We start from the raw sequence: 22,962 nt of genomic DNA on the forward strand, positions 1-22,962 counted from the left end.
GCAAAGCCGCCCGTGCCGTGCCGGCGCATTGGCGCAGGGGCGAGAGGTGAGGGTAGACCTGGCACTACCGCGCCCGCGCCCCCGGATCGGTTAACGTCGGAGGGTGTTCGCCCGTACTGCCTTGGCGGCGATGACCCGCAGGCCGTCGGTGTTCCTCCGCTCCTCATGGCCCTGGCGTTCGCTCGCCTACCTGCTGTGCAGCGCGATCCACGCGGTGGCCGCGTGCGTGATGATCTACGCGGCCTACGCCTACGGCGTCGGGTTCGCGACCGTGGCCGGGCTGTTCGCCGTGATCGTGCTCACCCTGCCGTCGGGGGCGTTCGAACGATGGCGGCTCCGGTTGGTGGACGGCGCGCCCGTGCCCGATCCGCACCTGAGGCCACCGCGCCCGGGTCCGTGGGCCTGGCTCACCACCCGCCTGCGCGAGCAGGCGACCTGGCGGGAACTCGGGTTCACGGTCGTCGCGGTGTCCGTGATGTGGCTGATGGACCTGGGACTGGTCTCGTCGGCGCTCTGGCTGCCGCTGCTGTTGATCTCCGGGCCTTTCCAGCCGGGCATGGACCCGTTGGACGGCGTGCCGCTGTTCGTCGCCGGGCTGCTGCTGTTCCCGCTCTTCGCCTACATGACGGCCGCGTGGGCGGGCACCCGGGCCTTGATCGCGCGGGCCATCCTCGCGCCGGGCCACACGGAGATCATCCGCTCCCGCGCCCGGCTCGTCGACGCGTTCGAGGCCGAACGCCGCCGGATCGAGCGCGACCTGCACGACGGCGCCCAGCAACGACTGGTGTCCCTCAGCATGAGGCTCGGTCTCGCCCGGCTCGACCTGCCGCCGGGGTCGCCCGCCGAGGCGCAGATCGTCGAGGCGCACGAGGAGGCCAAACGCGCCCTCGCCGAGCTGCGCGAGCTGATCCGGGGCGTCCACCCCCAGGTGCTCACCGACCGAGGGCTGGGCGCGGCGGTACGCGATGTGGCGGGCCGCTCTCCCCTCCCCGTCCACGTCGACGTCTCGCTGCCCTGCCGGTTGCCGTCCCCGATCGAGGTGACCGCCTACTACGTCGTGTCGGAGGCGCTCGCCAACATCGCCAAGCACAGCCTGGCCCGGCGCGGTTTCGTGCACGGCCGGCTCCTCGACGGCACGCTGGTGCTGGAGATCGGCGACGACGGGGTGGGAGGCGCCGACCCGGCGGCCGGGTCGGGGCTCACCGGGCTCGCCGACCGGGTCGCCGTGACCGACGGCGTGATGACCCTGTCCAGCCCGCCCGGCGGGCCGACGTCGCTACGTGTGGAGATCCCGTGTCCCGTCTCCGGATAGCCCTCGCCGAGGACGGCGTGCTGCTCCGCGAAGGGCTCGCCGGGCTCCTCGACCGTTTCGGCCACGAGGTGGTCGCCTCGGTCGGCGACGGCGAGGCGCTGATCGCCGCCGTGGCCGGGCACGAACCCGACATCGTCGTCGTCGACGTGCGCATGCCGCCCGGCTTCACCGACGAGGGACTGCGCGCCGCGCTCGCGCTGCGCGCCTCCCACCCCGGGCTCGCCGTCCTGGTGCTCAGCCAGTACGTCGAGCAGACCTACGCGGCCGAGCTGCTCGACTCCGACGGCGGCGCGGGGATCGGCTACCTGCTGAAGGACAGGATCGGCGAGGTACGGGAGTTCGTGGACGCGGTGGAGCGGGTCGCCGGGGGGCACACGGTCGTGGACCCCGAGGTGGTGCGGCAACTGCTCGGCCTCCGGCGCGGGCCGCTGTCCCGGCTCACCCCACGCGAGCGGGAGGTCCTCGGCCTGGTCGCGGAGGGCCGCTCCAACGCCGCCATCGCCCGCGCGCTGGTGGTCACCGAGGCGGCGGTGTCCAAGCACATCGCCGGCATCCTCACCAAGCTCGACCTGCCCGTCGCGCAGGACGACCACCGCCGTGTCCTCGCCGTCCTCGCCTATCTCCGGGGCCGGCCGGGCGGCCCGGAGGCGGAGCGACCGCGGCGACCGCTCCGGCGTTGATCACGCCTCCTCGATCCGGCCGGCGCGGGGAGTTCCGGTGCTGATCGCGCCTCCTCGATCCGGCCGGTGAGCTCGGGGAGAGACAGCTCCCCGGAAGGCGCTTCCCATCCCTCGTGCCCCACGCCGATCGAACCCCGTTCCCCCGGACGGGAAACCGCCGCGCGGTAGTTCCACGAAGAAGGGGGCAGGGGGGTTCTATGGTCATCACACAGCAACCGAAACGCTGGGCCGGCCTGCCGGTGTTCGTCGTCGCGCTCGTGCTGGTGGCGGTGGTGGGGTCGCTGGCGGCCGGGAACGCCGGCGGTGAGTACCTGTCGCTGGAACGACCGCCGTGGGCACCGCCGCAGTGGCTGTTCGGCCCGGCCTGGACGTTCCTCTACATCCTGATCGCCCTGTCCGGCTGGCTCGCCTGGTCGGCGGGCGGCCTCACCCCGGCGCTCGGCGTCTACGCGGTCCAACTGGTCCTCAACGCGGCCTGGACGCCGCTGTTCTTCGGCGCCGGGCAGTACGGTCTGGCGTTCGCGGAGATCGTCGTCCTCTGGCTCGCGATCGCGCTCAACATCGTGATGTTCCGGCGGATCAGCCGCCCGGCCGCCTGGCTGCTCGTGCCCTACCTGCTCTGGGTGACGTACGCGGCCTCGCTGAACTTCGCCGTCTGGCAGCTCAACTGAGCCCTCTTCCCGAGGGGCGCCGTGAGCCGGTGGGGACGCGATCGTCCTCGTGCGATGTGACCGGCTCTGTCCGGTTTCCAAGGTCGGCTTCCCGAGGGCTTTCCCGGACGGTTTCTCAGGGGCGGGGAGACAGGACCCTGGTGCTCTTCAGGGACGTGTCATGAGGAACACCGGGGTGCTCCCCGATGTCCGGAAAGTACCGGGCCGTCAGCCTGCTGGGTGAGACATCCGCGACCCCCCGGCTGGAGCCCGACGTGACACAGGCCATCCTCGACGCCCTGCACGATGTGATGACATCTCCCTGGATCTACCTGGCGCTGTTCGCGCTGGCGATGCTCGACGGGTTCTTTCCCGTGGTCCCGGCGGAGACGTCCGTCATCACCGCCGGGGTGTTCGCCGCCGCCACCGGGGCTCCCGACCTGCTCCTGGTGATCGTGGTGGCCGCGCTGGGCGCGTTCGTGGGCGACCACGTCTCGTACGCCATCGGGCGTACCACCAACGACCGGCTGCGCAACGGCAGGCGCAGCCGCCGGGCGTTCGCCTGGGCGGAGAGTGCGCTGGCCGAGCGGGGCGGGCTCGTCCTCGTGGTGGCCCGCTACATCCCCGGCGGCCGGACCGCCTGCACGCTGACCATGGGCGCGGTCGCCTATCCCCGGCGCTCGTTCGCCCTCTTCGACGCCCTCGCCGCGGTGAGCTGGGCGATCTACTCGGGACTGATCGGCTACGTGGGCGGCGCGGCCTTCGAGAACGACCCGATCAAGGGTCTGCTCCTCGGTCTCGGCATCGCCCTGACGATCACCGTCGTGGTCGAGACCGTCCGCCACCTCCGCCACCGCCGTACCGCGCCGCGCGTGGAGAGCGCGCCGGTCACCTCGGGTGAGCGACGCGGCGGCGCGACCGCCTGACACGGAGGCGTCCGGACACGAGGACGCCGTCGGCGACGTCGGCCTCGGTCTCGGGTCCTCGGCCTCAGGTTCGGGTTCGGGTTCGGGGTGAGGGAGGCGTTCCCCTCCTGGTCGAGCCCGCTCAGGAGCGGCCCGCGAGGCGAAGGCCCCGACGCGAATCTCGGGGAATCCCCTGCGAAGTCAGGGAGAACCCCTATGGCTCCGCCGCCCGCCCGCGCGGGACGCTTCGACTGTTCACCACAAGCCCCTGAACGGACGCCTCCACGAGGTGATCCGGTCATCTCGCCATGGCTTCATCTGCTTGGGAGGAGTGCGCATGACTGTGCTGGCGGTCGGCCTGGCGTTGCTGGGATCCCTGTTCTTCGCACTCGGTGCCGCGCTGCAGCAGTTCGAGGCGGCGGGCACGCCCCACGCCGGCCTCGGCCGTCTCGCCCGGCGCCCCCGATGGCTGCTCGGCGGCCTGGCCATCGCGGGCGGCACGGCCCTGCACATCGTCGCGCTGAAATACGGCCCGCTCACGCTGGTGCAGCCGCTGGGCGTGGCCAGCCTCCTGTTCGCCCTGCCCTGCGCCGCGGCCCTGCGACACCGCAGGCCACGGCCCGGCGAGCTGGCCTCGGCCGCGGTGATCGCCGTCGGGCTGATCGGCCTGGTGATGGTCGTGCCCGAGCACGCGGGCAAACCCCACCTCAGCACCGGGGAGGCGGTGGCCCTGCTCGCGGGGGCGGCCACCGCCGCCCTGATGCTGTGGGCCCTCGCCAGGCGGGTCTCCCCCGCCGCGCGGGCCTGCCTGCTCGCCGTGGGGGCGGGCGTGCTGTACGGCGCGACCGCCACGCTCACCCGCGTCCTGGTCGACGGTGACTGGGAGTTCTGGTTCCTGCTCGCCGTCCCGATGCCCGCCCTGATCGCGCTGGTACTGCTCCAGCGCGCCTACGCCGTCGGCCACTTCGGCGTGGCGTTCGCCGCCCTGCAGGTGGCCGACCCCCTCACCGCCGTCGCCTTCGGTGCCCTCCTGCTCGGCGAACCCCTGCCGACGGGTGCGGCGAGCGCGCTCACCGCACTGATGGCCGCCGCCCTCGTCGCGGGCGGAACCGTCGCGCTGGCCCGTACCACCCCGATGTCCCCCCACATGACGTGACAGCACGACGAACGGAGCCTTGATGGCCATGTCAGCCACCACCCTGCAGCCCTCGGTAGCGGGTCCCACCCTCCTGCCCACCCGGCCCCGCCGGGTGCTGATCGGGGCCGACACCTACCCGCCGGACGTGAACGGTGCCGCCTACTTCGCCCACCGGCTCGCCCAGGGACTGGCCGAGCGGGGGAACGAGGTCCACGTGGTGTGCGCCTCGGACGAGGGACCGGCCAGGACCGATCACCTGGACGGGGTGACCGTGCACCGGCTGCGCTCGGCGCCGGTGCTGGTCCACCCGACCATGCGGGTCACGGTGCCGACCCGGCTGGACCGGCTGATCGACAGGATCGCCCCCGACGTCGTCCACGTGCAGGCGCACTTCGTCGTCGGCCGCGCGGCCATCTCCGCCTCCCGGCGCGCGGGCGTCCCCGTCGTGGCGACCAACCACTTCATGCCGGACAACCTCTTCCAGTTCGCGCACATCCCCGGCCGCCTCCGCGAGGGGGCGGGAGCGCTGGCCTGGAGGGACTTCAACCGCGTCTACTCCAGGGCCGACCGCGTCACCACGCCCACCCGGATCGCGGCCGGGCTGCTCACGGCCAAGGGTTTCGGCCCGCCGGTGGAGCCCATCTCCTGCGGCATCGACCTGGCGAGGTTCCAGCCGCGCCCCGAGCCGAAGGCGTGGTCCCGCGGGGCCTTCGGCCTGCCCGACCGGGACACGATCGTGTTCGTCGGCCGGCTGGACGAGGAGAAGCGGCTGGACGAGCTCATCCGCGCCCTGCCGCACGTGCTCAACAACGTCGACGCGCAGATCGCGCTCGCGGGCACCGGAGGGCAGCGGGCCGCGCTCGCCAGACTCGCCGACCGGATCGGGGTCGGGGACCGGGTGTCCTTCCTCGGGTTCGTACCCGACGAGACGCTGCCCCAGGTGTACGCCGCCGGCGACGTCTTCGCCATGCCGGGCGTCGCGGAACTGCAGAGCATCGCCACGCTGGAGGCGATGGCCAGTGGCCTGCCGGTCGTCGCCGCGGACGCGATGGCCCTGCCGCACCTGGTACGGCCCGGCGAGAACGGTCACCTGTTCCAGCCCGGCGACGTCCAGGAGCTGGCCAGGCACCTGACCGCCCTGCTCGTCTCGCCCCGGGAGCGGGCCACGATGGGCGCCGCGAGCCGTTCCATCGCGCTGACCCACGACCACCAGGCATCCCTCGCCCGGTTCGAGAGGATCTACCAGGAGGTGGCGCGATGAGGTCCGGGGCGATCGCGTTCGGAGACGGTCCGCGAGGAGACGCCGCGACGAACTCCACGTCCGGATTTCAGGAAGGCCGCGTGACGGACTCCGAGACGACCGGCCGGGGGGTGCGGCGGTGAACGAGCGCCCGCCGTCCGCCTGGCCGGGGGTGGCCGGGCCGCTGGTCGCCCTGGCGGCGATGGGCTACGCGCACCTGGTCGCGGCGGACACGGTGAACCCGATGGGTGGCCTGATCAGTGACTACGCGCTGCGTGACGGCAGCGCCTGGGCGATGGTGGTCGGCACGATCGCCCTGGCCATGGGCTGTCTGTGGGTCGCGTACCTGCTCGTCCGGGTGGAGCCGGTGCGCGGCGCGGCGGCGCGGGCGCTATTCGTCGCCTCGGCGCTGGGACTCCTGCTCACCGCCGCGTTCCCCACCGACGCGGCGCCCGGCGTCGTCTCGGTCGCCGGGGAGATCCACCGCTGGTCGGCGGCCGTGGTCCTCACCGCGCTGCCCTGCGCGGGCTGGATGCTCGGCCGCCGGTCGGGGAACGGCCCCCTGGCGGCGGTCTCCGTCTTCTCGACGGGGCTGCTCGTCTGGTTCCTCGCCGCCCACCCGGGCTCGCTCGTCTCGGAGCTGATCGAGGGCGCCGACCACTACGGCCTGGCGCAACGCCTGCTGGTGCTCTCCCAGATGACGCTGATCCTGATGGCCGCCCTCTGGGCGGGTCACCGCGACGACGCGTCCGCTCACCGGTCGGCCGTACGGGCGCGTGACCTGGCGATTCCCGCCCAGCTCAGCCCTGGCGACAGCCCTGACGACACCCGCCATCCTCGCCAGCCGATCGGTCTCGGCTGACGGCGAAGCGGCTCCCTTGAATCGCTCATGGTCGAGTAAACGAGACATGTGGCACGTACCGATCGCGGCCTTACCTACGCTAACGTAGGTTACGGTTCCGTAGTCTTCGAGGGAGAAACCTGATGCGAGAGTTCAGTGAGACCGAGCTGCTGCTCGAACTTGAGCCTGTCGTCGCGGGGGAGCTGGACCGGCACCACAAGGTGGCCAAGGAGTGGTTCCCGCACGAGTACGTTCCCTGGTCGGAGGGGCGCAACTACGACGGCCTCTACGGCGGGGACGCCTGGGTCGAGACCGACACCAAGATCCCCGAGGAAGCCCGCATCTCCCTCATCGTCAACCTGCTGACCGAGGACAACCTCCCCAGCTACCACCACGAGATCGCCACCACCCTGGGCCGCGACGCGGCGTGGGGCACCTGGGTGCACCGCTGGACCGCCGAGGAAGGCCGCCACGGCACCGCGATCCGCGACTACCTCACGGTCACCCGCGCGGTCGACCCGGTCGCGCTGGAGCGCGCCCGGATGGTGCACATGAGCGAGGGCTTCACCAACTCCTACGACGGTGTGCTCGCCTCGGTGGCGTACGTCTCCTTCCAGGAGCTGGCCACCCGCATCTCGCACCGCAACACCGGCAAGGCCTCCGAGGACCCGAACTGCGAGCGGCTGCTCGCCAGGATCGCCGCCGACGAGAACCTGCACATGCTCTTCTACCGCAACCTGCTCAACGCGGCCTTCCAGCTCACCCCCGACCAGACCATGCGCGCGGTGACCGACGTCGTCACCACCTTCCAGATGCCGGGGACCGGCATCGAGGGCTTCACCCGCAAGGCCATGACCATCGCCAACGCCGGCATCTACGACCTGCGCCTGCACATCGACGACGTCCTGCAGCCGGTCCTGCGCCAGTGGGACGTGGCCAACATGAAGGGCCTCGGCGCCGAGGGTGAGAAGGCCCGCGAGGAGCTCTACGACTTCCTCGCCCGGCTGGAGACCACCGCCTCCCGCTTCGTCGAGCGCCGCGAGGCCCGCCGCGCCCGCCAGGCCGCCGACGCCTGAGGCGCCTTTTCTCCGGAGGGGCCGCCGCGGCGCGGTCCCTCCCCACGACTCACCTCAGGCCCGCAGTCGCCAGAGCGCACTGACCGGCAACGCCTTCAGCATCTCGTCGATGACGAGATGATCTGAATGCTCCCCGAAGGTGTCGGACCCTCCCGTGCGGCAGCCAGGGTCTCCGGACGGTCCGGACTTCGAATGATCGAGTTCTCTCTGGACCCTGCGATGAGAGCGGTCAGCGTGCTCTTTCCCGACTGCCGTGCCCCGTTGATCAGCGCCACTCGGGTGTCGGCGAGCGCCTCACGAATCAGACGCCCAGCATTACGGCCGACCACGCCTTCCAAGTGGTGTGACCAGCTCAGACATGCTCCCATCATGGGACCACATGACTGATCAGACGAGCACTCCGTGTCCGAACAGCCGCATGATCCGTGTCCCGCTGGACGTACCTACCGTGTCCGTTTGGACGTGTCTTCTCTGGCGCCGCTCAGCGGTGATCGCCGCTCGTCGCCGACCCTCGCAGGTATGCCTCAGGCGGCCGAGGCCAGTTCGCGCGGTCGCGAGTGCTGGACGGCGGGCCTCAGGACCCTAAGGAAGGTCAACACCAGCACGGCCGCCAGACCGGTCGTGACCGGGGGGACGAGGAAGGCGAACGTCGCGCCGAAGCGGTCCACGAGCTGGCCCGCGACGGCCGCTCCCGCCGCGATGCCCATGCCCACCGAACCGTTGAGCCAGGTGAACGCCTCGGTCCTCACCTCGGCGGGGACGAGGCCCTCGACCAGGGTGTAGCCGGTGATGATGGCCGGGGCGATGACGAACCCGGCCACGGCGGCTCCGGCGTACAGCGGCGGGAGCGATCCGGCGAACGTCAGGGCGACGGTGGCCGCGGAGAGCAGCCCGAGGGCGGCGGCCAGCCTGGCAGGGGCGCCGATCCGCCAGCGGACCACGCCGTAGAGGAGGCCGCCGACGAAACTCGCGCCGGAGAAGCACGCGTACACCGGTCCTGCGGCACCGGCCTGGCCGAGCGCCGCGGTGTAGGAGGTGACGCCCACCTGGAGGCTGCCGAAGACGGTGCCGAGGGCGACGAAGGCCCCCGCGAGCACGGCCACCCCGCGCAGCCGCAGCACCCCGCGCCGGGAACGGACCCGGACCGGCATCGGCTCCGGCGCTCCGCCGCGCACCCCCGCGAACACGAGCGTCCCCACCACGACCATGACCAGCGACCCCGACAGCGCCCACACCGGAGAGAACCCGGTCGAGATCGCGACGAGCAGCACCGGGGCGAGGGTGAAGGTCAGCTCGTCGGTGATGGATTCGAGGGCGAAGGCGGTGTCCAGCCTGCCCGACCTGCCGAGCACGTACGCCCAGCGGGCGCGGACCATCGAGCCGACCTGCGGCATCGTCGCCCCGGCCAGCGCCGAGACGACCACCAGCGAGACCGCCGAAGCGTGCGCCGAGGCGAGCACCAGCAGCGCGCCCAGCGCGCCCGCGTGCACGACGACCTGCGGGACCAGCACCCTCGCCTGGCCGTACCTGTCGGCGAGCCGCCCGGTCCGCGGGCCGACCAGCGCGGGCGCCACCGCGGCCACCGCGGCGGCCACCCCGGCCACGCCGTAGGAGCCGGTGGACCAGTGCACGAGCAGCAGCACGCCGAGCTGGAGCATCGCGTTCGGCAGGCGCGCGGCGAAGGCGGGGAGGAGGAACCGCCAGGCTCCGGGCGTACTGAGCACGGCGAGGTACGACTTCAACGGATCTCCGTCCAACATCCAGACGGAGGCTCCGCCCGGCTCGGGAGCCCACCGGGGGTGGTGGGCTTCGACCGGGGTGATACCGCTCTCGCGGCCGCCGAGCGGTCATCGCTCGCGTCCCTGTGGAACGCGACAGCCATTTACCTTACGTCACGAACCGCCGTCTTCCGCAGCCGGCCTCTCTCCGGCCGAGGTCGCGGGTCAACCGGCCGAACGGCCCAGTGACTGTCGCCGGGAGGCACCGATGCTGCCGAGCAGGGTGAGTGCCTGGGCGCTGGGACCACCGGGTTCGGCGTGGTAGATGATCAGTTGCCGGCCGGGCGCGTCGCGCACGTCGAAGGCCTGGTAGGTAAGGATCAAAGGGCCGACGTCCGGATGCATGAGGTGTTTCGCGTCCCGGGTCTTGCCCCGCACCTCGTGCGCGCTCCACAGGGCCGCGAACTCGCCGCTCCGCTCGGTCAGGGTCCGTACGAGCTCGCGGAGCCGGGGATCCTCGGGATCGAAGCCGGCCGCCTGCCGCAGGTTGGCCACGGTGGCCTGGGCGGTCCAGTTCCAGCGGGTGTAGAAGTGCCGCCCGGCGGGGTCGAGGAAGGCCATCCGTGCCAGGTTGTCGGCGGGCTCGAAGGGCGAGAACAGAGCGTCGGCCAGCGCGTTGGCGGCGAGGATGTCCAGGGTGCGGTTGATGACAAACGCGGGAGTGTTCGGGTAGCCGTCCATCAGCTGGCGCAGTGCGGGACTGACCGTGTCCGGGATCCGGCCCGGCCGCTCGTCCGGCGCGGCGCCCGCCAGCCGGTACAGGTGCGCGCGGGCGTCGGCGTCCAGGTGCAGGGCACGGCTGAGCGCGTCGAGCACCTGGGGGGAGGGACGGCGTTCGCGCCCCTGTTCCAGGCGGGTGTAGTAGTCGGCGTTCATACCGGCCAGAACGGCGACCTCCTCACGCCGCAGTCCGGCGACCCTGCGGACCCCGTAGGTCACCATGCCGACGTCTTCCGGCCGCAGGCCCGAACGACGTGCGCGCAGAAAGTCTCCCAGCTCGTTGTTGGCCATGTCCCCAGGCTAGGCGGGCGGACGGCGGCCTGCCCGGGTGTGTCACACCCAGGATCTGCCCGGGTGTGCCGCAACGAGGGCGCTCGCCGCCTGGGTGCGGCGCACCCGGGCGGTGAGCGTCCTGGTTGACGGCCCGCACCCGGCCCAGACTCGATGCCGAAGGGCAGATCACCACGTACGGGAGAAGAGCATGACGAGAACCACCGATGACGGGAAGGTGGACGTGGTCGGCATGTGGGTGACCGCGGACGGCCACATCCGCCAGGAACTGCGAGCGGACGGCCGGTACGACGAGGCACGCGGCGGTCGGCGCAGCGCGTACACCGGCCGGTACACGGTGACCGGCGGCCATCTGGACTACGTCGACGACACCGGGTTCACCGCCACGGGTGACATCCGCGACGGTGTGCTCTACCACGAGCACCTCGTGCTGTACCGGGAGAAGGAGCGGGCATGAGGGCATCGGCCAAGGTCATCGCGGTCACCGGGGCGAGCAGCGGGATCGGCGAGGCGACCGCGCTCCGCCTGGCCGCCGACGGCCATCACCTCCTCCTCGGCGCGCGGCGTACGGACCGGCTGGAACAGTTGACAGCGAAGATCACCACCGACGGCGGCAGCGCCTCGTTCCGGCGGCTGGACGTCACCGACGCCGCCGACGTGCGGGCCTTCGTGTCCACCGCGCGGGAGCGGTACGGGCGACTGGACGTGATGGTCAACAACGCCGGCGTGATGCCGCTGTCACCGCTCGCGGAACTGAAGGTCGACGAGTGGGACCGGATGATCGACGTGAACGTCCGCGGGGTACTGCACGGCATCGCCGCCGCCCTGCCGGTCATGCGGGAGCGGGGCGGCGGGCACTTCGTGAACATCGCCTCCGTCGGCGCCTACGAGGTGTCGCCGACCGCCGCGGTGTACTGCGCCACCAAGTTCGCGGTGCGCGCGATCTCCGAGGGGCTGCGCCAGGAGTCCGCGGGCGACATCCGGGTGAGCGTCGTCTCCCCCGGCGTCACCGAGTCCGAGCTCGCCGACTCCATCTCGGACCCGATGGCCCGCGAGGCGATGAAGACCTACCGGTCGGTGGCCATCCCGGCAGAGGCGATCGCGGACGCCATCGCCTTCGCGATCAGCCGGCCCGCCGAGGTCGACGTCAACGAGATCGTGATACGCCCGGCCGCCGGCGCCCAGTGACGACGCCACGCCGGAGCCTGATCCGGAAACGGGTGACCGGGCTCCGGCGGGCGGACGACCGGACGGGATGGGGCGCACGACAGCACCGGGGCAGAACTCCCGAGCGCCGTCCGGTCGCCTCGAAATCTCGGCAGATCGAAAGGCAGGCGCTCGGCAGATCGAAAGCCACCCCTTCGGCAGATCGAAAGCATCCGCTTCGGCAGATTGAAAGTGATGACCGGCAGTAAACGATCTTTTCCATCGAGCGCTCGCGTGCCAGGAAAACCTTGTACGCAGGCCGCGAGGGCGAACCGGCAGGGGCCAGACGGGCGTCATGGGGTTCGAGCGCTGATCTTCTCCGCGTGGTGAAGGTCACCGTGGTCCCACGGGGAGCCGGTGCGGACGGCCGATCTCAGTGCGGGCCAGGACAGCGCCGCGAGGGCGGCGGCGAGGGCGGCGACGGCCACCATCGCCCCTGACAGGTCAGTCGTCTCGGCCCAGCGCCCGACGTAGACGGGACCGGCGAGGAAGCCGAGGTAGGCCACGGTGGCCACCACGGATGTCGCCCTCCCCCTGGCGACCTCGCCGACCTGGGCGGCGACGACGCCCATCAGCGTGGGGAAGAGCACCGCCGTACCGGCCGCGGCCAGGGCCAGCCCGAGCAGGACCACGGGAACGGACCGCGCGCCGGACACCAGCAGGGTTCCGGCCGCGGCCGTCACCGCGCCGGAGATCAGCACGACCGTGGCGTACCGGGAGCCGAGCGCGCCGGCGGCGAAGCGGGTGAGGGCGACGACGGCGGCGAAGACCGCCGGACCGGCCGAGGCGAGCGCGGGACCGGCGCCGGCCACGTCGGCGAGGTAGACCGCACCCCAGCTCTGGTGGGCGTTCTCCACCGCGAAGGCGAGCGCGCCCAGGCCACCGACCACGAGCAACGGGAACAGGCGCACGACATGCCGCCCCCGGGCGGCCCCCGCCGCGCCCAGGACGACATTCTCGGCATCCTCGGCGGCCGAAGCGGCCCCCGCCGGAACCGGTGCGGTTTTCTCGTCGACCGGAGAGGCTTTCACCGTGTCCGGAGCGGCACTCCCGCCGACGGAGGGAATTCCCGCCGCCTCCCGGACGGCTCCCTCGGCGCCCGAGGCGGTTCGCCGGTCGGCCGCGACGCCGAGTGCCGCACCGGCCGAGGCCGCCGCGACCAGCAGGAACGGTACGACGACCGGCACCCCCAGGCCGCCGAGCAGCAGCCCTGCGGAGAGGCTGCCGACCACCACCATCGCGGAGAAGGTGCCGTGCGCTCGGGTGATGACCGGCCTGCCCGACGCCCGCTCCGCCGAGGCCGCCGCCGCGTTGATCGCGACGTCCGCCGCTCCCGAGGAGGCACCGAGCAGCGCCAGCCCCGCCGACAGGCTCCAGAAGTCACGGCCCGCCACGGCCACCAGCGTCCCCACCACGCCGAGCATCACCAGCAGGAACGCGGCCACCCGAAGCCCCCAGCGATCGACCGCCCTTCCGGTGACGAGCATCGCGGGCAGTGCTCCCGCCCCCACGAACAGCAGCGCCGTACCCAACTGCCCGTCGCCGAGCTCCGCCTGGGCGCGGATCGCGGGCACCGAGGCACCCCACACCCCCCAGAAAGCACCGAACGCGGCGAACCCCATATAAGCGGTACGCGCCCGAACTCTGCCCTTTCCTCCTGCCATATGTGTAACGATACACACATCAGTTGTGTATCGATACACAGATACCCTCGGACCATGAGCGGACGGACGACGCGACGCAGGGTGACCATGGCCGAGGTCGCCCGTGCGGCGGGAGTGTCGGTGATGACCGTCTCGTACGCCTACGGCCAGCCGGGCCGGGTCTCCGACGAGGCGCGGGCCAAGGTCCGCGAGGCCGCCGAGCGCCTCGGCTACCCCGGCCCGCACCCCGGCGCGCGCTCACTGCGCAGCGGCAGGACCGGCAACCTGGGCGTCGTCCTCGGCGAGCACCTCACCTACGCCTTCGACGACCCGCAGGCCACCCGTTTCCTGTCCGGTGTCGCCCAGGTCTGCGCCGACCACGGCATGGCACTCACGCTCGTCCCTGTCACGGGAAGCCCTTCCGACGTCGACCGGGTCACCGAGGCCGCCGTCGACGCCTTCGTGGTCTGGACGACCGCCGACGACGACCCCGTCATCGACGCCATCACCGCCACCGGTCTGCCCGCCGTGGTCCACGGCGGTCCGCGCCGCGACGGCCTCTCCTTCGTCGCCGCCGACGACCGCGGCGCGGCGGCGGCCGTGGGCCGCGAGGTCTTCGCGGGAGCGCGTCACCCGGGAGTGCTGAGCTTTCCCCTCGACCGCGCGAGGGTCTCCCGCGTCGCCTTCGGCGTCCCCGGCAGTCGTGTGCTTCCGGAAGCGAGCGACGCTCCCGGAAGCGGGCCTCCCCAGAACACCGGCACCGCTTCAGGAACCGCCGACAGCACCCCGGGCGTCACCGACGCCGGCTCCCGAACCACCTCGGCCGACGCGCCCGCGGGCATCGACCCCGACACCTCGACCTTCCGGGTCACCCGCCAGCGCCTGCGCGGCTACCGCGACGCCTGGGCGGAGACCGGCGGCGACTGGTCACAGGTCCGCGTGGCGGTCTGCTCCACCAACAGCGCACGGGAGGCCGAGACACTCGCGGCCGAGTTGCTCACCGGCCCGAACGCCTGCGACGCGATCGCCGCGATGAGCGACGAACTGGCCCTCGGCGTCCTGCGCGCCGCCACCCACCTGGGCCTCACCGTGCCCGGTGACCTCACCCTCAGCGGCTGGGACGACTCCGACGCCGCCGCCCCGGCCGGGCTCACCACGATCGCCCAGTCCCTACGCGACCAGGGCGCCCGCTGCGCCCGCACCGCCCTCGGCCACCTCACCCCGGCCGACCGGGACACCGACGTCGCCTGGCACCTGATCAGCCGCACCTCCACCCGACGACCTTGAGTGGACTTTTTCTCCCCGGACGACCCAGGAAACATGGCTTCCCTGTAGGAGTGGTACGTAGGTGTCGTGTACGGATGGCCGTTTTTCTATTTTTCTTATTTCCTGACTTTTCCATCTCTTGCCCGCTACCATCGCAACCCGGAAACACCTAACAATTCCGATGATGGAGTGTCAACGTGGGCGAACACACTGCCAACCTAATGCCGTTTAAGTAGGGGTTTGTACTGGTAGCGTCCGCCGGGTGGCGGAGTGGATCAAGGGTGCTGGATCTGGTAGGCCTGGGGGCGTTGACGTCGCTGGTGCCGAGGCAGGTCTTGGACGAGGCGATCGACCTGCACGGATGCCGTGAGGAGCGGGTGCGGAAGCTCCCCGCGCATGTGATGCTCTACCTGCTGATGGCGTTGTGCCTGTTCGCGGACGACGACTATGAGGAGGTCGCGGAGAAGCCGACCGGCCTGCTCACGGCGGCGCCGGGAACGCGATGGGAGCCACCGACGCGTGGAGCGGTTACCCAGGCCCGGCAGAGGTTGGGGGCCGGGGTTGGGTCACCCCGAGCTGGTCGGAGGCTCCGATACCTGGAAGGGCGAGGAGTTATGGCACCACCGAGGAAATATGCCCCTGAACTGCTGGAACGCGCTGTCCGTATGGTTTTTGAGCTGCGTGCGGCCGGTGAGGGGGCGGGCGTGCCGGCCCGGGTCGCCGATCGGCTCGGGGTGCACCGTGAGGCGTTGCGGACCTGAGTGCGCCAGGCCGAGGTCGATGGCGGGAAACGTCCGGGGATCTCGACGTCCGACGCCCGGCGGATCACCGAACTCGAGAGCGCGAGAATCGCGAGTTGCGTCGGGCGAACGAGATCCTGAAAGCCGCCTCGGCGTATTTCGCCCGGGAACTCGATCCCAAACTGCCACGCCAGTCGAGTTCATCGACACCCATCGCGAGCGGTTCGGCGTGAAGGCGTCGTCGATGACCTTGTTCACCATTCCGGTAGGGGTGTTCAATACACTTCCATCCGCTATACGGAACGACTTGACAAGGTTGGTGCGGCTCGTTCTGTGGGCGGCAAGGGTGATTCGTATGGCAATGCCGTCGCGGAGTCGCTGAACAGTCTCTAAAAGAAGGAGCTCATCGAGTTTCATGGCGGCTGGAAAGGTGTCATGGATGCGACGATTGCCACCATGGAGTGGGTTGCCCGATATAATTCCGAAAGGCTACATTCTTACTGCGGAAACGTTCCTCCGACTGAGTGCGAGGGGACGTTCCACCGGTCAACCGTCAGCACCTTCCTGGCGATCGAAAACCAAGCGATCCAGCCTCCGACTTCGCCGGGGCGGCCCAGGTTCCAGGAGTTCCGCGAGTCGAGGGGAAAATTTATCCACAACCCACCAAGGCGCGATTTATTTAAAAAGCCTTATAAAGACCCTGATCCACATTTGCAATATCGTGGCCTGTCGCCGATCTGCTTCCCGCAGAGGGAAGAGTTCATGCTCCTTCCGCCGCGGAGATGGCACGGATACGCGCATTTCGGAATCCACGTCATCATGCCGCCGAACTCAGCCTCCCTGCCTCGTATCAACGATCAGATCGACGCAGTCTCCATACCGAGTATCAGGCGCGACCGCTCGCGCCGACGTGGCGGTCGGCAGAGCCTGCAGGGGAGATCAGCGCGATGAAGGATTTGAACTCACAGGGGTCGGGGTGCACCCCAGGCCCGTCGACAAACCATCCGGCTGTTACCGCAGGCACCGATCAGCTGCGAGAACTGCTGGAACAGCATTACCCGTCCTACTACCTTCAGATTGTCAAGTCACACCCGCACGGCGCTCGATACCAGCTTCTCCACAAAGGAAAGATCGCTCTGTACACCGCGTCGTACGGGGCAGAGATTCGTACCGGGACGTCGGAGTCGTTTAACTTCTACGCGATCATGCCGTTGCGAGGGGGCGGCGAGGTGACACTCAACGGAGGGGACGTCACCGCACCGATCTCCCTCATAGGCCCCCAGCAGAAGATCGACATGCATTGGAGCCTCGATCACGAAGTGACAGTGATGCAGATTCCTTCGGCACTCCTGCAGGAGACGCTTGAGACCTACCTGGGTGATCCTCCCAAAGAGCGACTGCGGTTCGAACCAGGGGTGAATACCACCAGCGCGCTCGGGCACACGTTCAGAATGCTGTCGTCGGCCGGTACCGGCGGTACGCTGCCCTTCGCGGCCTCGAAGCTGGCCGAGCATCACTTCGAACAGTTCCTGCTGCACACCTTGCTCTCCTCCCAGTCCCACAATTACTCCCACGAACTCGGCGAGATCCCCGCCTCGTGGATCCCTGCCGCTCTTCGGCGTGCGACCCGCTATTGCGAAGATCACGCCGGCGAACCGATCTGTCTTGGTGACATCGCCGCCGCGGCCAGGGTCAGCGTCCGCACCCTCCAGCTCGGCTTCCGCGAGCATCTGCAGTCCACCCCGATGGCCTATCTCCGTTCCGTACGGCTGGCTCACGCCCATGCCGATCTGGTCCGTGCCGCCGAGACGGACAGCCAGACAACCGTCACGGATGTGGCCCTCCGGTGGGGATTCACCCATCTCGGCCGTTTCGCGGCCCTGTACCGGCAGACCTACGGCCGACCGCCGTCCAGCACCCGGCAAGGACATCGGTGAGCGTGACAGCCGCTCCACCCGAGCAGGCCGGTCGGCCGGTGGTGACAGGGAACTCGGCGATCAGCGGCTTCATCCGCCGGGCACTTCGATCCGGTCGAGGCTGATCACCGTGCTGCCGGAAGCGGGTGCCTGGTTTGCTCGTTCGAGGTTGATCGTTACCGCTGCGATGGTTTGCCGCACCCTGATCATGGCCGCGATGTCGCCCAGTTGTTCGGCTGCTTTCAGAGCGAGCCGCTGGATGTCGGCTTTCGTGTGCCAGTCGCTCTGATGATCGCACCAAGGCGTCAACGCCGCCGCCAACTGGATGACATGGGAGGGGAAGTCGTTCGTCAGCGCCTGGCGCAGAACGGTGGACAGGACCGCGTGCTCGGCCCGAAACCAATCCAGCGCCTGCCGGCGGTGTACAAGACGCTCCGGCCGTACGCCTGGCGCCGGAGGGTTGGGAACGATCAGGAGCGCCTCCGGCGCCAGTAGCCGCGCGGCTCGGCATGCGGTGTGCAAGTAGTGCTCGATCACCCGCCGTGCCGCCTGCTGACGGATCTGGACGCCGGCCAGATCATGCGCGTAAGTGCGAAGCAGGTTGTGCAGCATGAACCTGCCGGGAACGGCCTCGGCCACCAGGTGCGCTTCCAGGAGAACATCCAGAAGCCGGTCGGCCTGCAACCGGTCGACGGCCGCCAGACTGGCCACAGCCGCTCGGGCGATGTCCGGCCCCGGATGGATCGCCAGCAACGAGAACAGGCGGGCCGCATCGGAGGGCAGGAGGTCGTAGGAGCGCGAGAACACGGTGCGCATGTCGGTGCGGGCATCCCGGGTGGCCAGCACACTGACATCGGTACGGACACGACGCAGATCGGCCGAGAGCGCCGCGAGCGGGACGGACGGCGTCGCGGTCGCGCGGCCCGCCGCAATGGCCAGGGGCAGGGGAAGCCGCCCGCACAAATCGATGATCTCATCGGTGGCGCGCGCGTCGGCCTCGATGCACTCACGGCCCAACCGGCGGGTGAGCAACTGCCGGGACTCGCGATAGGTGAGAACGTCCAGCGTGAGCAACGCAGCCGCGTGCTGGCTGACCAAGCTGCTGAGCCCCTGTCGGCTGGTGATCACAACCATGCATTCGGTACCCCCGGGCAGCAGCCACCGTACCTGCTCGACATCGCGGGCATTGTCGAGCAGCACCAGCGCGCGCCGGCCTGCCAGCAGTGTCCGATACAGCGCGATCATGGCCTGTGGATCCACCGGGATCTGGGGTTTGGGCACGCCCAAGGTCTGCAGAAAGCCGGACAGAGCCTCGTGCGGGTCCAGTGCGCTCTCGCCCGGCCCGAATCCCTGGAGATCGACGTACAGCTGGCCGCCCGGGAAGCGCTCAGTGGCCAGGTGTGCCCAGTGCACGGCCAGGCAGGTCTTGCCGACGCCGGCGGTGCCGGTGATGACGCAGACCCTGCTGCTCCCGCTGAGCAACCCGTCCAGCCGCTTCAGCTCCTCGTCCCGGCCGGTGAACTCGGCTACGTCCACCGGGAGCTGGCGTGGCGTGATCGGCACCCCCCACACCGCCCGATCCTGCAGCAGGTCGGCGTGAATACGCTGCAGCTCCGCGGATGGGGCGGTGCCCAGTTCCTCGCTCAGCCTGCGCCTGAGCCGCTCGTATGCCGACAGGGCTTCAGCTCGTCTGCCACAGCCGTCCAGCGTCAGGAGCAGGCGCCCCCACAACGGCTCGTGCAGTCGATGATGGGCTGCCAGCTTGCGGGCCTCGGGCACCAACGCGCTGTGGCGCCCCGCGGCCAGTCCCAAGTCGATCCACCGCTCCGCAGCCGACACATGAAGCTCCAGCAGGTGCGCGGCATCGGCCCCGTGCAGTGCCGGGGAGTCGATCCCTTCGAACGGCTGCCCCCGCCACAGGGCCAACGCCTGCTCCAGGGGCGCCAGCTCGGCTTCGGTGCCCCGCACCGGCGTCGCCTCGGCAAGCAGCCGGCGAAACAGCAGCGCGTCGACCTGATCATGGGCCACCTGCATCTGGTAGCCCAGTGACGTCGTCTTGATCACCTCGGCGCCGAGCGTGTTGCGCAGCCGGGCTATATAGGTATGGACGCTGCGCCGGACGTTGTCCGGCAGCCCCCCCGCCCATACCACCGAGGCCAGCCGGTCCACCGACACCGTCTCGCCTGCCGACAGTGCCAAGACGGCCAGCAGCGTCCGCAGGCGGTTCGAACCCAGTTCGACCTGGTCCGCCCCTATTCGCACTTCAAAGGGACCCAGTACGGCCACGTGCAGCCCCCTCCCAGCGCCCGTGTTCATGCGAACCGGCCTTTCGGAATTCGACGGCCCTCGGTCATTCGGTGGACGAGCATCCACTCATTGCGGCTCTTCGTCCCCAGGTGGTACGGGCGACTCTGTGGTCTTGACGGACGGTTACGGCCTCGCACGGGTGGCCGGCCTGCTGGAACTGCAGGACCGGAACCCGCGCCAGGCACGCGAGAGACAGAGCAGGGCGGCACCGTGTGAAGAAATCCTTCCGCGAAGTCCTCGTCATGGAACAGCACACCCGCGCGTTCCGAATCCGGTGGTGGCGGAACGGATGCGGTCCCGATCGCGCGGGCGGTGCACCTCCTGCGTCGATTTCCGCCTCATCGTATGAGATGCGCGGATAAGCCTAATTACACACAACCACGGGAAATATCCACGTCACGTCCTATCCACTGCGCGTTCGGGATAGCGGAAGCATCACCGGGGACGCTTTCAAGACGCACATGGTCACGCCGGTCCGCAGAGGTCGTCGCGCCATGTCACACGGAACCCGTCCCCCTGGCGACCCGGCAGCGGGCTCCTGCACGGGCACGGGTAGGAGAAGTCCTTTTCCTGGCGTTCGGATTCGCTTTGTGGATGGACGGATTCACGCCTTCAGCAGCCTGGTCGAAGCCGACGAGGGCGGAGGGGGAAAATCCAGGGTGCGGCAACGTCACGTTGCGCGGCCAGGAGGCGATCGCCGACACCGGCCGCACCGACCAGGGGGGTGATCGGTGGATCAGCGGATGTGTTCAGCCTGCCGATCCACCGATCCGGGCCGCGCCAAGACCGCACCGGGGCCGTCAGAAGACAGGCAGGGCGGGGGCCATGCCGAGGCGGACACGTCCGGCGGATTCGAAGAAGCCGGCGGAGTGGTTGTGGTGCTGGAGCGCCACCATCCCGTCGCGGAAGAGCCGCTCGACGGCGTTGCCCCGATAGATCGAGGTGGAGCCGCCGAGCTCGTACATGGCCGTCAGCACTTCACGGCTGACCTGCGCGGCGTGACTCATCGCGGCGCGCAGTGCGGCTCGTCGCTCGAGGGTGACGGGCTCGGCGTTCTCTCCGGCGAGGTCAAGGTCTCGCGCCGTGGACAGCAGCAGCAGCCGGGCTGCCCGCAGCGCGGCTTCGGACCGTGCGATGACCGCCTGGGTGTGTGCCGACTTGGCAAGCGTGCCGCCGGTCATCGTCCTTTTGGAGAGCGCGAGGGCCACCGTCTCCTCGATGGCGGTCTGGGCGACCCCGAGGACGACGGCAGAGCAGCCGGGGACGACGAGCGAGGGTATGTAGCCCTGGTAGCGGGGCCGTTGGATGCGGGCCGGCACGTCCACGCGCACGACCAGTTCGTCGGACACCATGGCGTCCTCGACCACGACATCGTGGCTTCCCGAGCCGAGCAGGCCGCCGGCATGCCAGGTGTCCTTGACGGACAGCTGCTCCCGGCGCAGCATGAAGAACCGTACGTCGAGCATGCCCTCCTCTGTCAGGAGCACGTCGTCGCCCTCTTTGATGTAGGCGGCCGCGGCGAACCAGTCGGCGTGACTGATACCGCTGACAAGCTTCCAGTAACCGGATAGCCGGTAACCCCCTTCGCACGGGACAGCGATCCCCAACATGCTCGATGCCGCGAAGACCGGCTCGGGACCCGGTCCCCAGATCCGGGCGTTACCCGGCTCGTCGAGCAGCGCGCCGATGAACCCCCAATTGGCATTCCACACGATCCACCCCGCGGAGGCGTCGAGCCGGCCGAACCCCTCGTACACCTTCAGTACGGTCTCCAGCGGGGCCTCGAAGCCGCCGAGCTCCCGCGGCGTGAGCAGGCGGAAGGCGCCGCTGTCCCGCAACTCCCGCACCAGCTTCTCGGGGAGGTCCCGCCCGGCTTCCATTTCGCCGGTGGCCGCGCTGATGGCGGGCTCCAGTTGCGCGGGAAGATCCAGCAGGTGGGCTGTCTGCATGGTCATGTGCTCACTTCATTCGTGGGGGACGAAGAACATCTTCTTGTTGACGAGAGAGCCGAATTCCAGGGAAAACAGCGGATAAGCGACAGCCTCGCCGCCGCACCAGAGCACCTGAGTCACACCGAATGCGCCTCGATCAGTTTTCGCGGGCGGCGGAACGGGGCGATCGGCCGCGTCACCGCCTTTTCACGACGTCAAGGCGCGGATCCCACGTTGTCCTGGAGGGTACGCGCCAGGATGTACGCCAGGTAGGCCTCGTCGGCTATCGGCAGGCCGAGCCGGTTGTTCGTCATGTGGATGTATGACGCAAGCAGGTGCGGCAGCAGGATCTCGGGATCGGAGATCACCTTGGGCGCTCTGGAGGTGCCTGCCTTGACGAAGGTGAGCTTGCCGGCGGTCCCGAGTTCCAGCACCTGTTCACGCAGGGTCTCCCAGTGTCGCGCCCACATCGCCCGGAAGCCGGTCAACCGGTCCGGCTCTCCTCGCTGGATGCTGTTGTGCGTGTCCATGAACCGCGTCGTGAGCACGTCCTTCATCGAGTCGTAACACACGCGGTAGCTGGCGGTACTGTCTTCGACGATGCGGGTCGTCGAGCTCCAGTAGTCGAGGCCGAACGACGAGTTCCAGTAGTCGTGATAACGCTCCAGGAAGCGCGCCATCTGACGGGTGTCCCGCATGAAAGTGGAAACACTGATCATCATGAGCTGGGCGGCCAGGCCCAGCAGCACCGGCCGGACATGCACGTTGGCCGTCTGCAGCAGTTTGATCACCAGGTCGCTCGAGAATTCGAAGTGCCGCTCCGCGAGAGGTATTCCGACAGGCCCGCCGTAGCGATCGTATTCCGGATGATAGGGGCGGTAGTGGAATGTGTTGTTGCCCTGGACGGGTATCCGGCCGTCCGGGTACATCCGACGTCGCTCATTCTCGTCGGGATATTCCATGATGAACAGATCTTCCTGCGCTTTCAGCATGTCCTGGTCGAACTCGTAAAGCGCCGGCCGGCTCGACAGGAACTCCTGTACGGCGGCCTCGGCCGCCGCGCGGACCGCGGGTGTGGCCGCCTCCGTGGCCGGCTTCAGCCGCAGCCGGACGTGCGGGCCCTCCATCCAGTAATTGATGAAGAAGTACCTCTCCAGCAGTCCGCGATCACGAAGGTCACGCACCAGCGGTGCGACGCAGTCGGTGAGAATCGGCTGGGAATTGGCGCTGTAGAAGATGTGCAGCGCCTGCCACTCACCCGGCGAACGGGCAGGTCGCGCCCGAGGATCGTCGACGATGTACGGCTCTGATGTCATCCGTGT

General features: G+C 69.7%; 18 protein-coding genes and 2 pseudogenes. 14 read left to right on the forward strand and 6 right to left on the reverse strand.

Annotated features, from left to right (window positions below):
- The first annotated feature begins 103 nt into the window (after positions 1-103).
- The 8 genes from ACFY3V_RS37600 to ACFY3V_RS37635 all read left to right on the forward strand — a co-directional run bounded on the left by ACFY3V_RS37600 (position 104) and on the right by ACFY3V_RS37635 (position 7,842).
- Positions 104-1,312, forward strand: coding sequence for a sensor histidine kinase (locus tag ACFY3V_RS37600; RefSeq protein ID WP_389780072.1), 1,209 nt, complete (start codon positions 104-106; stop codon positions 1,310-1,312).
- Positions 1,294-1,992 carry a response regulator transcription factor gene (locus tag ACFY3V_RS37605; RefSeq protein WP_362905509.1) on the forward strand — a complete coding sequence of 233 codons (699 nt, stop codon included), beginning with the start codon at positions 1,294-1,296 and terminating at the stop codon, positions 1,990-1,992. The genes ACFY3V_RS37600 and ACFY3V_RS37605 overlap by 19 nt, the downstream gene beginning before the upstream one ends.
- 197 nt (positions 1,993-2,189) lie before the next feature.
- Entirely contained in the window at positions 2,190-2,663 is a 474-nt protein-coding gene (locus ACFY3V_RS37610; RefSeq protein WP_350948620.1) for a TspO/MBR family protein, read from the forward strand.
- Between the two features lie 185 nt (positions 2,664-2,848).
- Positions 2,849-3,568 (forward strand): DedA family protein, encoded by a 720-nt coding sequence (locus ACFY3V_RS37615; RefSeq protein ID WP_362905514.1) that lies wholly within the window; start codon positions 2,849-2,851, stop codon positions 3,566-3,568.
- A gap of 316 nt (positions 3,569-3,884) precedes the next feature.
- Positions 3,885-4,703 (forward strand): DMT family transporter, encoded by an 819-nt coding sequence (locus ACFY3V_RS37620; protein WP_389780075.1) that lies wholly within the window; start codon positions 3,885-3,887, stop codon positions 4,701-4,703.
- 22 nt (positions 4,704-4,725) lie between these two features.
- Complete coding sequence (locus ACFY3V_RS37625; RefSeq protein ID WP_389780077.1) at positions 4,726-5,946, forward strand: glycosyltransferase; 1,221 nt, start codon at positions 4,726-4,728, stop codon at positions 5,944-5,946.
- 118 nt (positions 5,947-6,064) lie between these two features.
- Positions 6,065-6,787, forward strand: coding sequence for a DUF998 domain-containing protein (locus ACFY3V_RS37630; RefSeq protein ID WP_389780079.1), 723 nt, complete (start codon positions 6,065-6,067; stop codon positions 6,785-6,787).
- A 122-nt stretch (positions 6,788-6,909) separates the two neighbouring features.
- Complete coding sequence (locus ACFY3V_RS37635; RefSeq protein WP_362905522.1) at positions 6,910-7,842, forward strand: acyl-ACP desaturase; 933 nt, start codon at positions 6,910-6,912, stop codon at positions 7,840-7,842.
- A gap of 524 nt (positions 7,843-8,366) precedes the next feature.
- Here ACFY3V_RS37635 and ACFY3V_RS37640 read toward each other — a convergent pair.
- Positions 8,367-9,584, reverse strand: coding sequence for an MFS transporter (locus tag ACFY3V_RS37640; protein WP_389780081.1), 1,218 nt, complete (start codon positions 9,582-9,584; stop codon positions 8,367-8,369).
- A gap of 201 nt (positions 9,585-9,785) precedes the next feature.
- Positions 9,786-10,631 carry a helix-turn-helix transcriptional regulator gene (locus ACFY3V_RS37645; protein ID WP_362905526.1) on the reverse strand — a complete coding sequence of 282 codons (846 nt, stop codon included), beginning with the start codon at positions 10,629-10,631 and terminating at the stop codon, positions 9,786-9,788.
- A gap of 190 nt (positions 10,632-10,821) precedes the next feature.
- Here ACFY3V_RS37645 and ACFY3V_RS37650 point away from each other — a divergent pair, with 190 nt between their 5' ends.
- Both ACFY3V_RS37650 and ACFY3V_RS37655 read left to right on the forward strand, forming a co-directional pair.
- Positions 10,822-11,088 (forward strand): Atu4866 domain-containing protein, encoded by a 267-nt coding sequence (locus tag ACFY3V_RS37650; protein WP_350948629.1) that lies wholly within the window; start codon positions 10,822-10,824, stop codon positions 11,086-11,088.
- The gene (locus ACFY3V_RS37655; protein ID WP_362905528.1) at positions 11,085-11,819 is read left to right on the forward strand and encodes an SDR family oxidoreductase; all 735 of its coding nucleotides are present in this window, start codon (positions 11,085-11,087) and stop codon (positions 11,817-11,819) included. Before ACFY3V_RS37650 ends, ACFY3V_RS37655 begins: the two co-directional genes overlap by 4 nt.
- A gap of 311 nt (positions 11,820-12,130) precedes the next feature.
- Here the strand turns inward: ACFY3V_RS37655 and ACFY3V_RS37660 are convergent, their stop codons facing one another.
- Positions 12,131-13,501 (reverse strand): MFS transporter, encoded by a 1,371-nt coding sequence (locus ACFY3V_RS37660; RefSeq protein ID WP_389780084.1) that lies wholly within the window; start codon positions 13,499-13,501, stop codon positions 12,131-12,133.
- Between the two features lie 54 nt (positions 13,502-13,555).
- Here ACFY3V_RS37660 and ACFY3V_RS37665 point away from each other — a divergent pair, with 54 nt between their 5' ends.
- From ACFY3V_RS37665 to ACFY3V_RS37680, 4 genes and pseudogenes are all read left to right on the forward strand, one after another.
- A complete protein-coding gene (locus ACFY3V_RS37665; RefSeq protein ID WP_389780086.1) occupies positions 13,556-14,767 on the forward strand; it encodes a LacI family DNA-binding transcriptional regulator in 1,212 nt (403 codons plus the stop codon).
- Between the two features lie 260 nt (positions 14,768-15,027).
- Positions 15,028-15,291: pseudogene (locus ACFY3V_RS37670) on the forward strand (transposase domain-containing protein); the annotation flags it as partial.
- A gap of 69 nt (positions 15,292-15,360) precedes the next feature.
- Positions 15,361-16,029 (forward strand): annotated as a pseudogene (locus ACFY3V_RS37675) (integrase core domain-containing protein); the annotation flags it as partial.
- A gap of 404 nt (positions 16,030-16,433) precedes the next feature.
- The gene (locus ACFY3V_RS37680; protein ID WP_389780088.1) at positions 16,434-17,423 is read left to right on the forward strand and encodes an AraC family transcriptional regulator; all 990 of its coding nucleotides are present in this window, start codon (positions 16,434-16,436) and stop codon (positions 17,421-17,423) included.
- A gap of 69 nt (positions 17,424-17,492) precedes the next feature.
- Here ACFY3V_RS37680 and ACFY3V_RS37685 read toward each other — a convergent pair whose 3' ends face one another.
- The 3 genes from ACFY3V_RS37685 to ACFY3V_RS37695 form a co-directional block, all read right to left on the reverse strand.
- On the reverse strand, positions 17,493-19,688 hold the full coding sequence (locus tag ACFY3V_RS37685) for a BTAD domain-containing putative transcriptional regulator (RefSeq protein ID WP_389780090.1): 2,196 nt from the start codon (positions 19,686-19,688) through the stop codon (positions 17,493-17,495).
- Between the two features lie 821 nt (positions 19,689-20,509).
- The gene (locus ACFY3V_RS37690) at positions 20,510-21,664 is read right to left on the reverse strand and encodes an acyl-CoA dehydrogenase family protein (protein ID WP_362905538.1); all 1,155 of its coding nucleotides are present in this window, start codon (positions 21,662-21,664) and stop codon (positions 20,510-20,512) included.
- A 191-nt stretch (positions 21,665-21,855) separates the two neighbouring features.
- Positions 21,856-22,956 (reverse strand): lantibiotic dehydratase C-terminal domain-containing protein, encoded by a 1,101-nt coding sequence (locus tag ACFY3V_RS37695; RefSeq protein ID WP_389780092.1) that lies wholly within the window; start codon positions 22,954-22,956, stop codon positions 21,856-21,858.
- Positions 22,957-22,962: the final 6 nt, after the last annotated feature.

This window comes from Streptosporangium sp. NPDC000095, assembly GCF_042899335.1.
Lineage (GTDB): Bacteria > Actinomycetota > Actinomycetes > Streptosporangiales > Streptosporangiaceae > Streptosporangium.

Coding starts and splice junctions, on each gene's coding strand:
- ACFY3V_RS37610 (WP_350948620.1), top strand. CDS start 2,190: ATGGTCATCACACAGCAACCGAAACGCTGGGCCGGCCTGCCGGTGTTC.
- ACFY3V_RS37615 (WP_362905514.1), top strand. CDS start 2,849: ATGTCCGGAAAGTACCGGGCCGTCAGCCTGCTGGGTGAGACATCCGCG.
- ACFY3V_RS37620 (WP_389780075.1), top strand. CDS start 3,885: ATGACTGTGCTGGCGGTCGGCCTGGCGTTGCTGGGATCCCTGTTCTTC.
- ACFY3V_RS37625 (WP_389780077.1), top strand. CDS start 4,726: ATGGCCATGTCAGCCACCACCCTGCAGCCCTCGGTAGCGGGTCCCACC.
- ACFY3V_RS37635 (WP_362905522.1), top strand. CDS start 6,910: ATGCGAGAGTTCAGTGAGACCGAGCTGCTGCTCGAACTTGAGCCTGTC.
- ACFY3V_RS37645 (WP_362905526.1), bottom strand. CDS start 10,631: ATGGCCAACAACGAGCTGGGAGACTTTCTGCGCGCACGTCGTTCGGGC.
- ACFY3V_RS37650 (WP_350948629.1), top strand. CDS start 10,822: ATGACGAGAACCACCGATGACGGGAAGGTGGACGTGGTCGGCATGTGG.
- ACFY3V_RS37655 (WP_362905528.1), top strand. CDS start 11,085: ATGAGGGCATCGGCCAAGGTCATCGCGGTCACCGGGGCGAGCAGCGGG.
- ACFY3V_RS37660 (WP_389780084.1), bottom strand. CDS start 13,501: ATGGCAGGAGGAAAGGGCAGAGTTCGGGCGCGTACCGCTTATATGGGG.
- ACFY3V_RS37665 (WP_389780086.1), top strand. CDS start 13,556: ATGAGCGGACGGACGACGCGACGCAGGGTGACCATGGCCGAGGTCGCC.
- ACFY3V_RS37680 (WP_389780088.1), top strand. CDS start 16,434: ATGAAGGATTTGAACTCACAGGGGTCGGGGTGCACCCCAGGCCCGTCG.
- ACFY3V_RS37690 (WP_362905538.1), bottom strand. CDS start 21,664: ATGACCATGCAGACAGCCCACCTGCTGGATCTTCCCGCGCAACTGGAG.
- ACFY3V_RS37695 (WP_389780092.1), bottom strand. CDS start 22,956: ATGACATCAGAGCCGTACATCGTCGACGATCCTCGGGCGCGACCTGCC.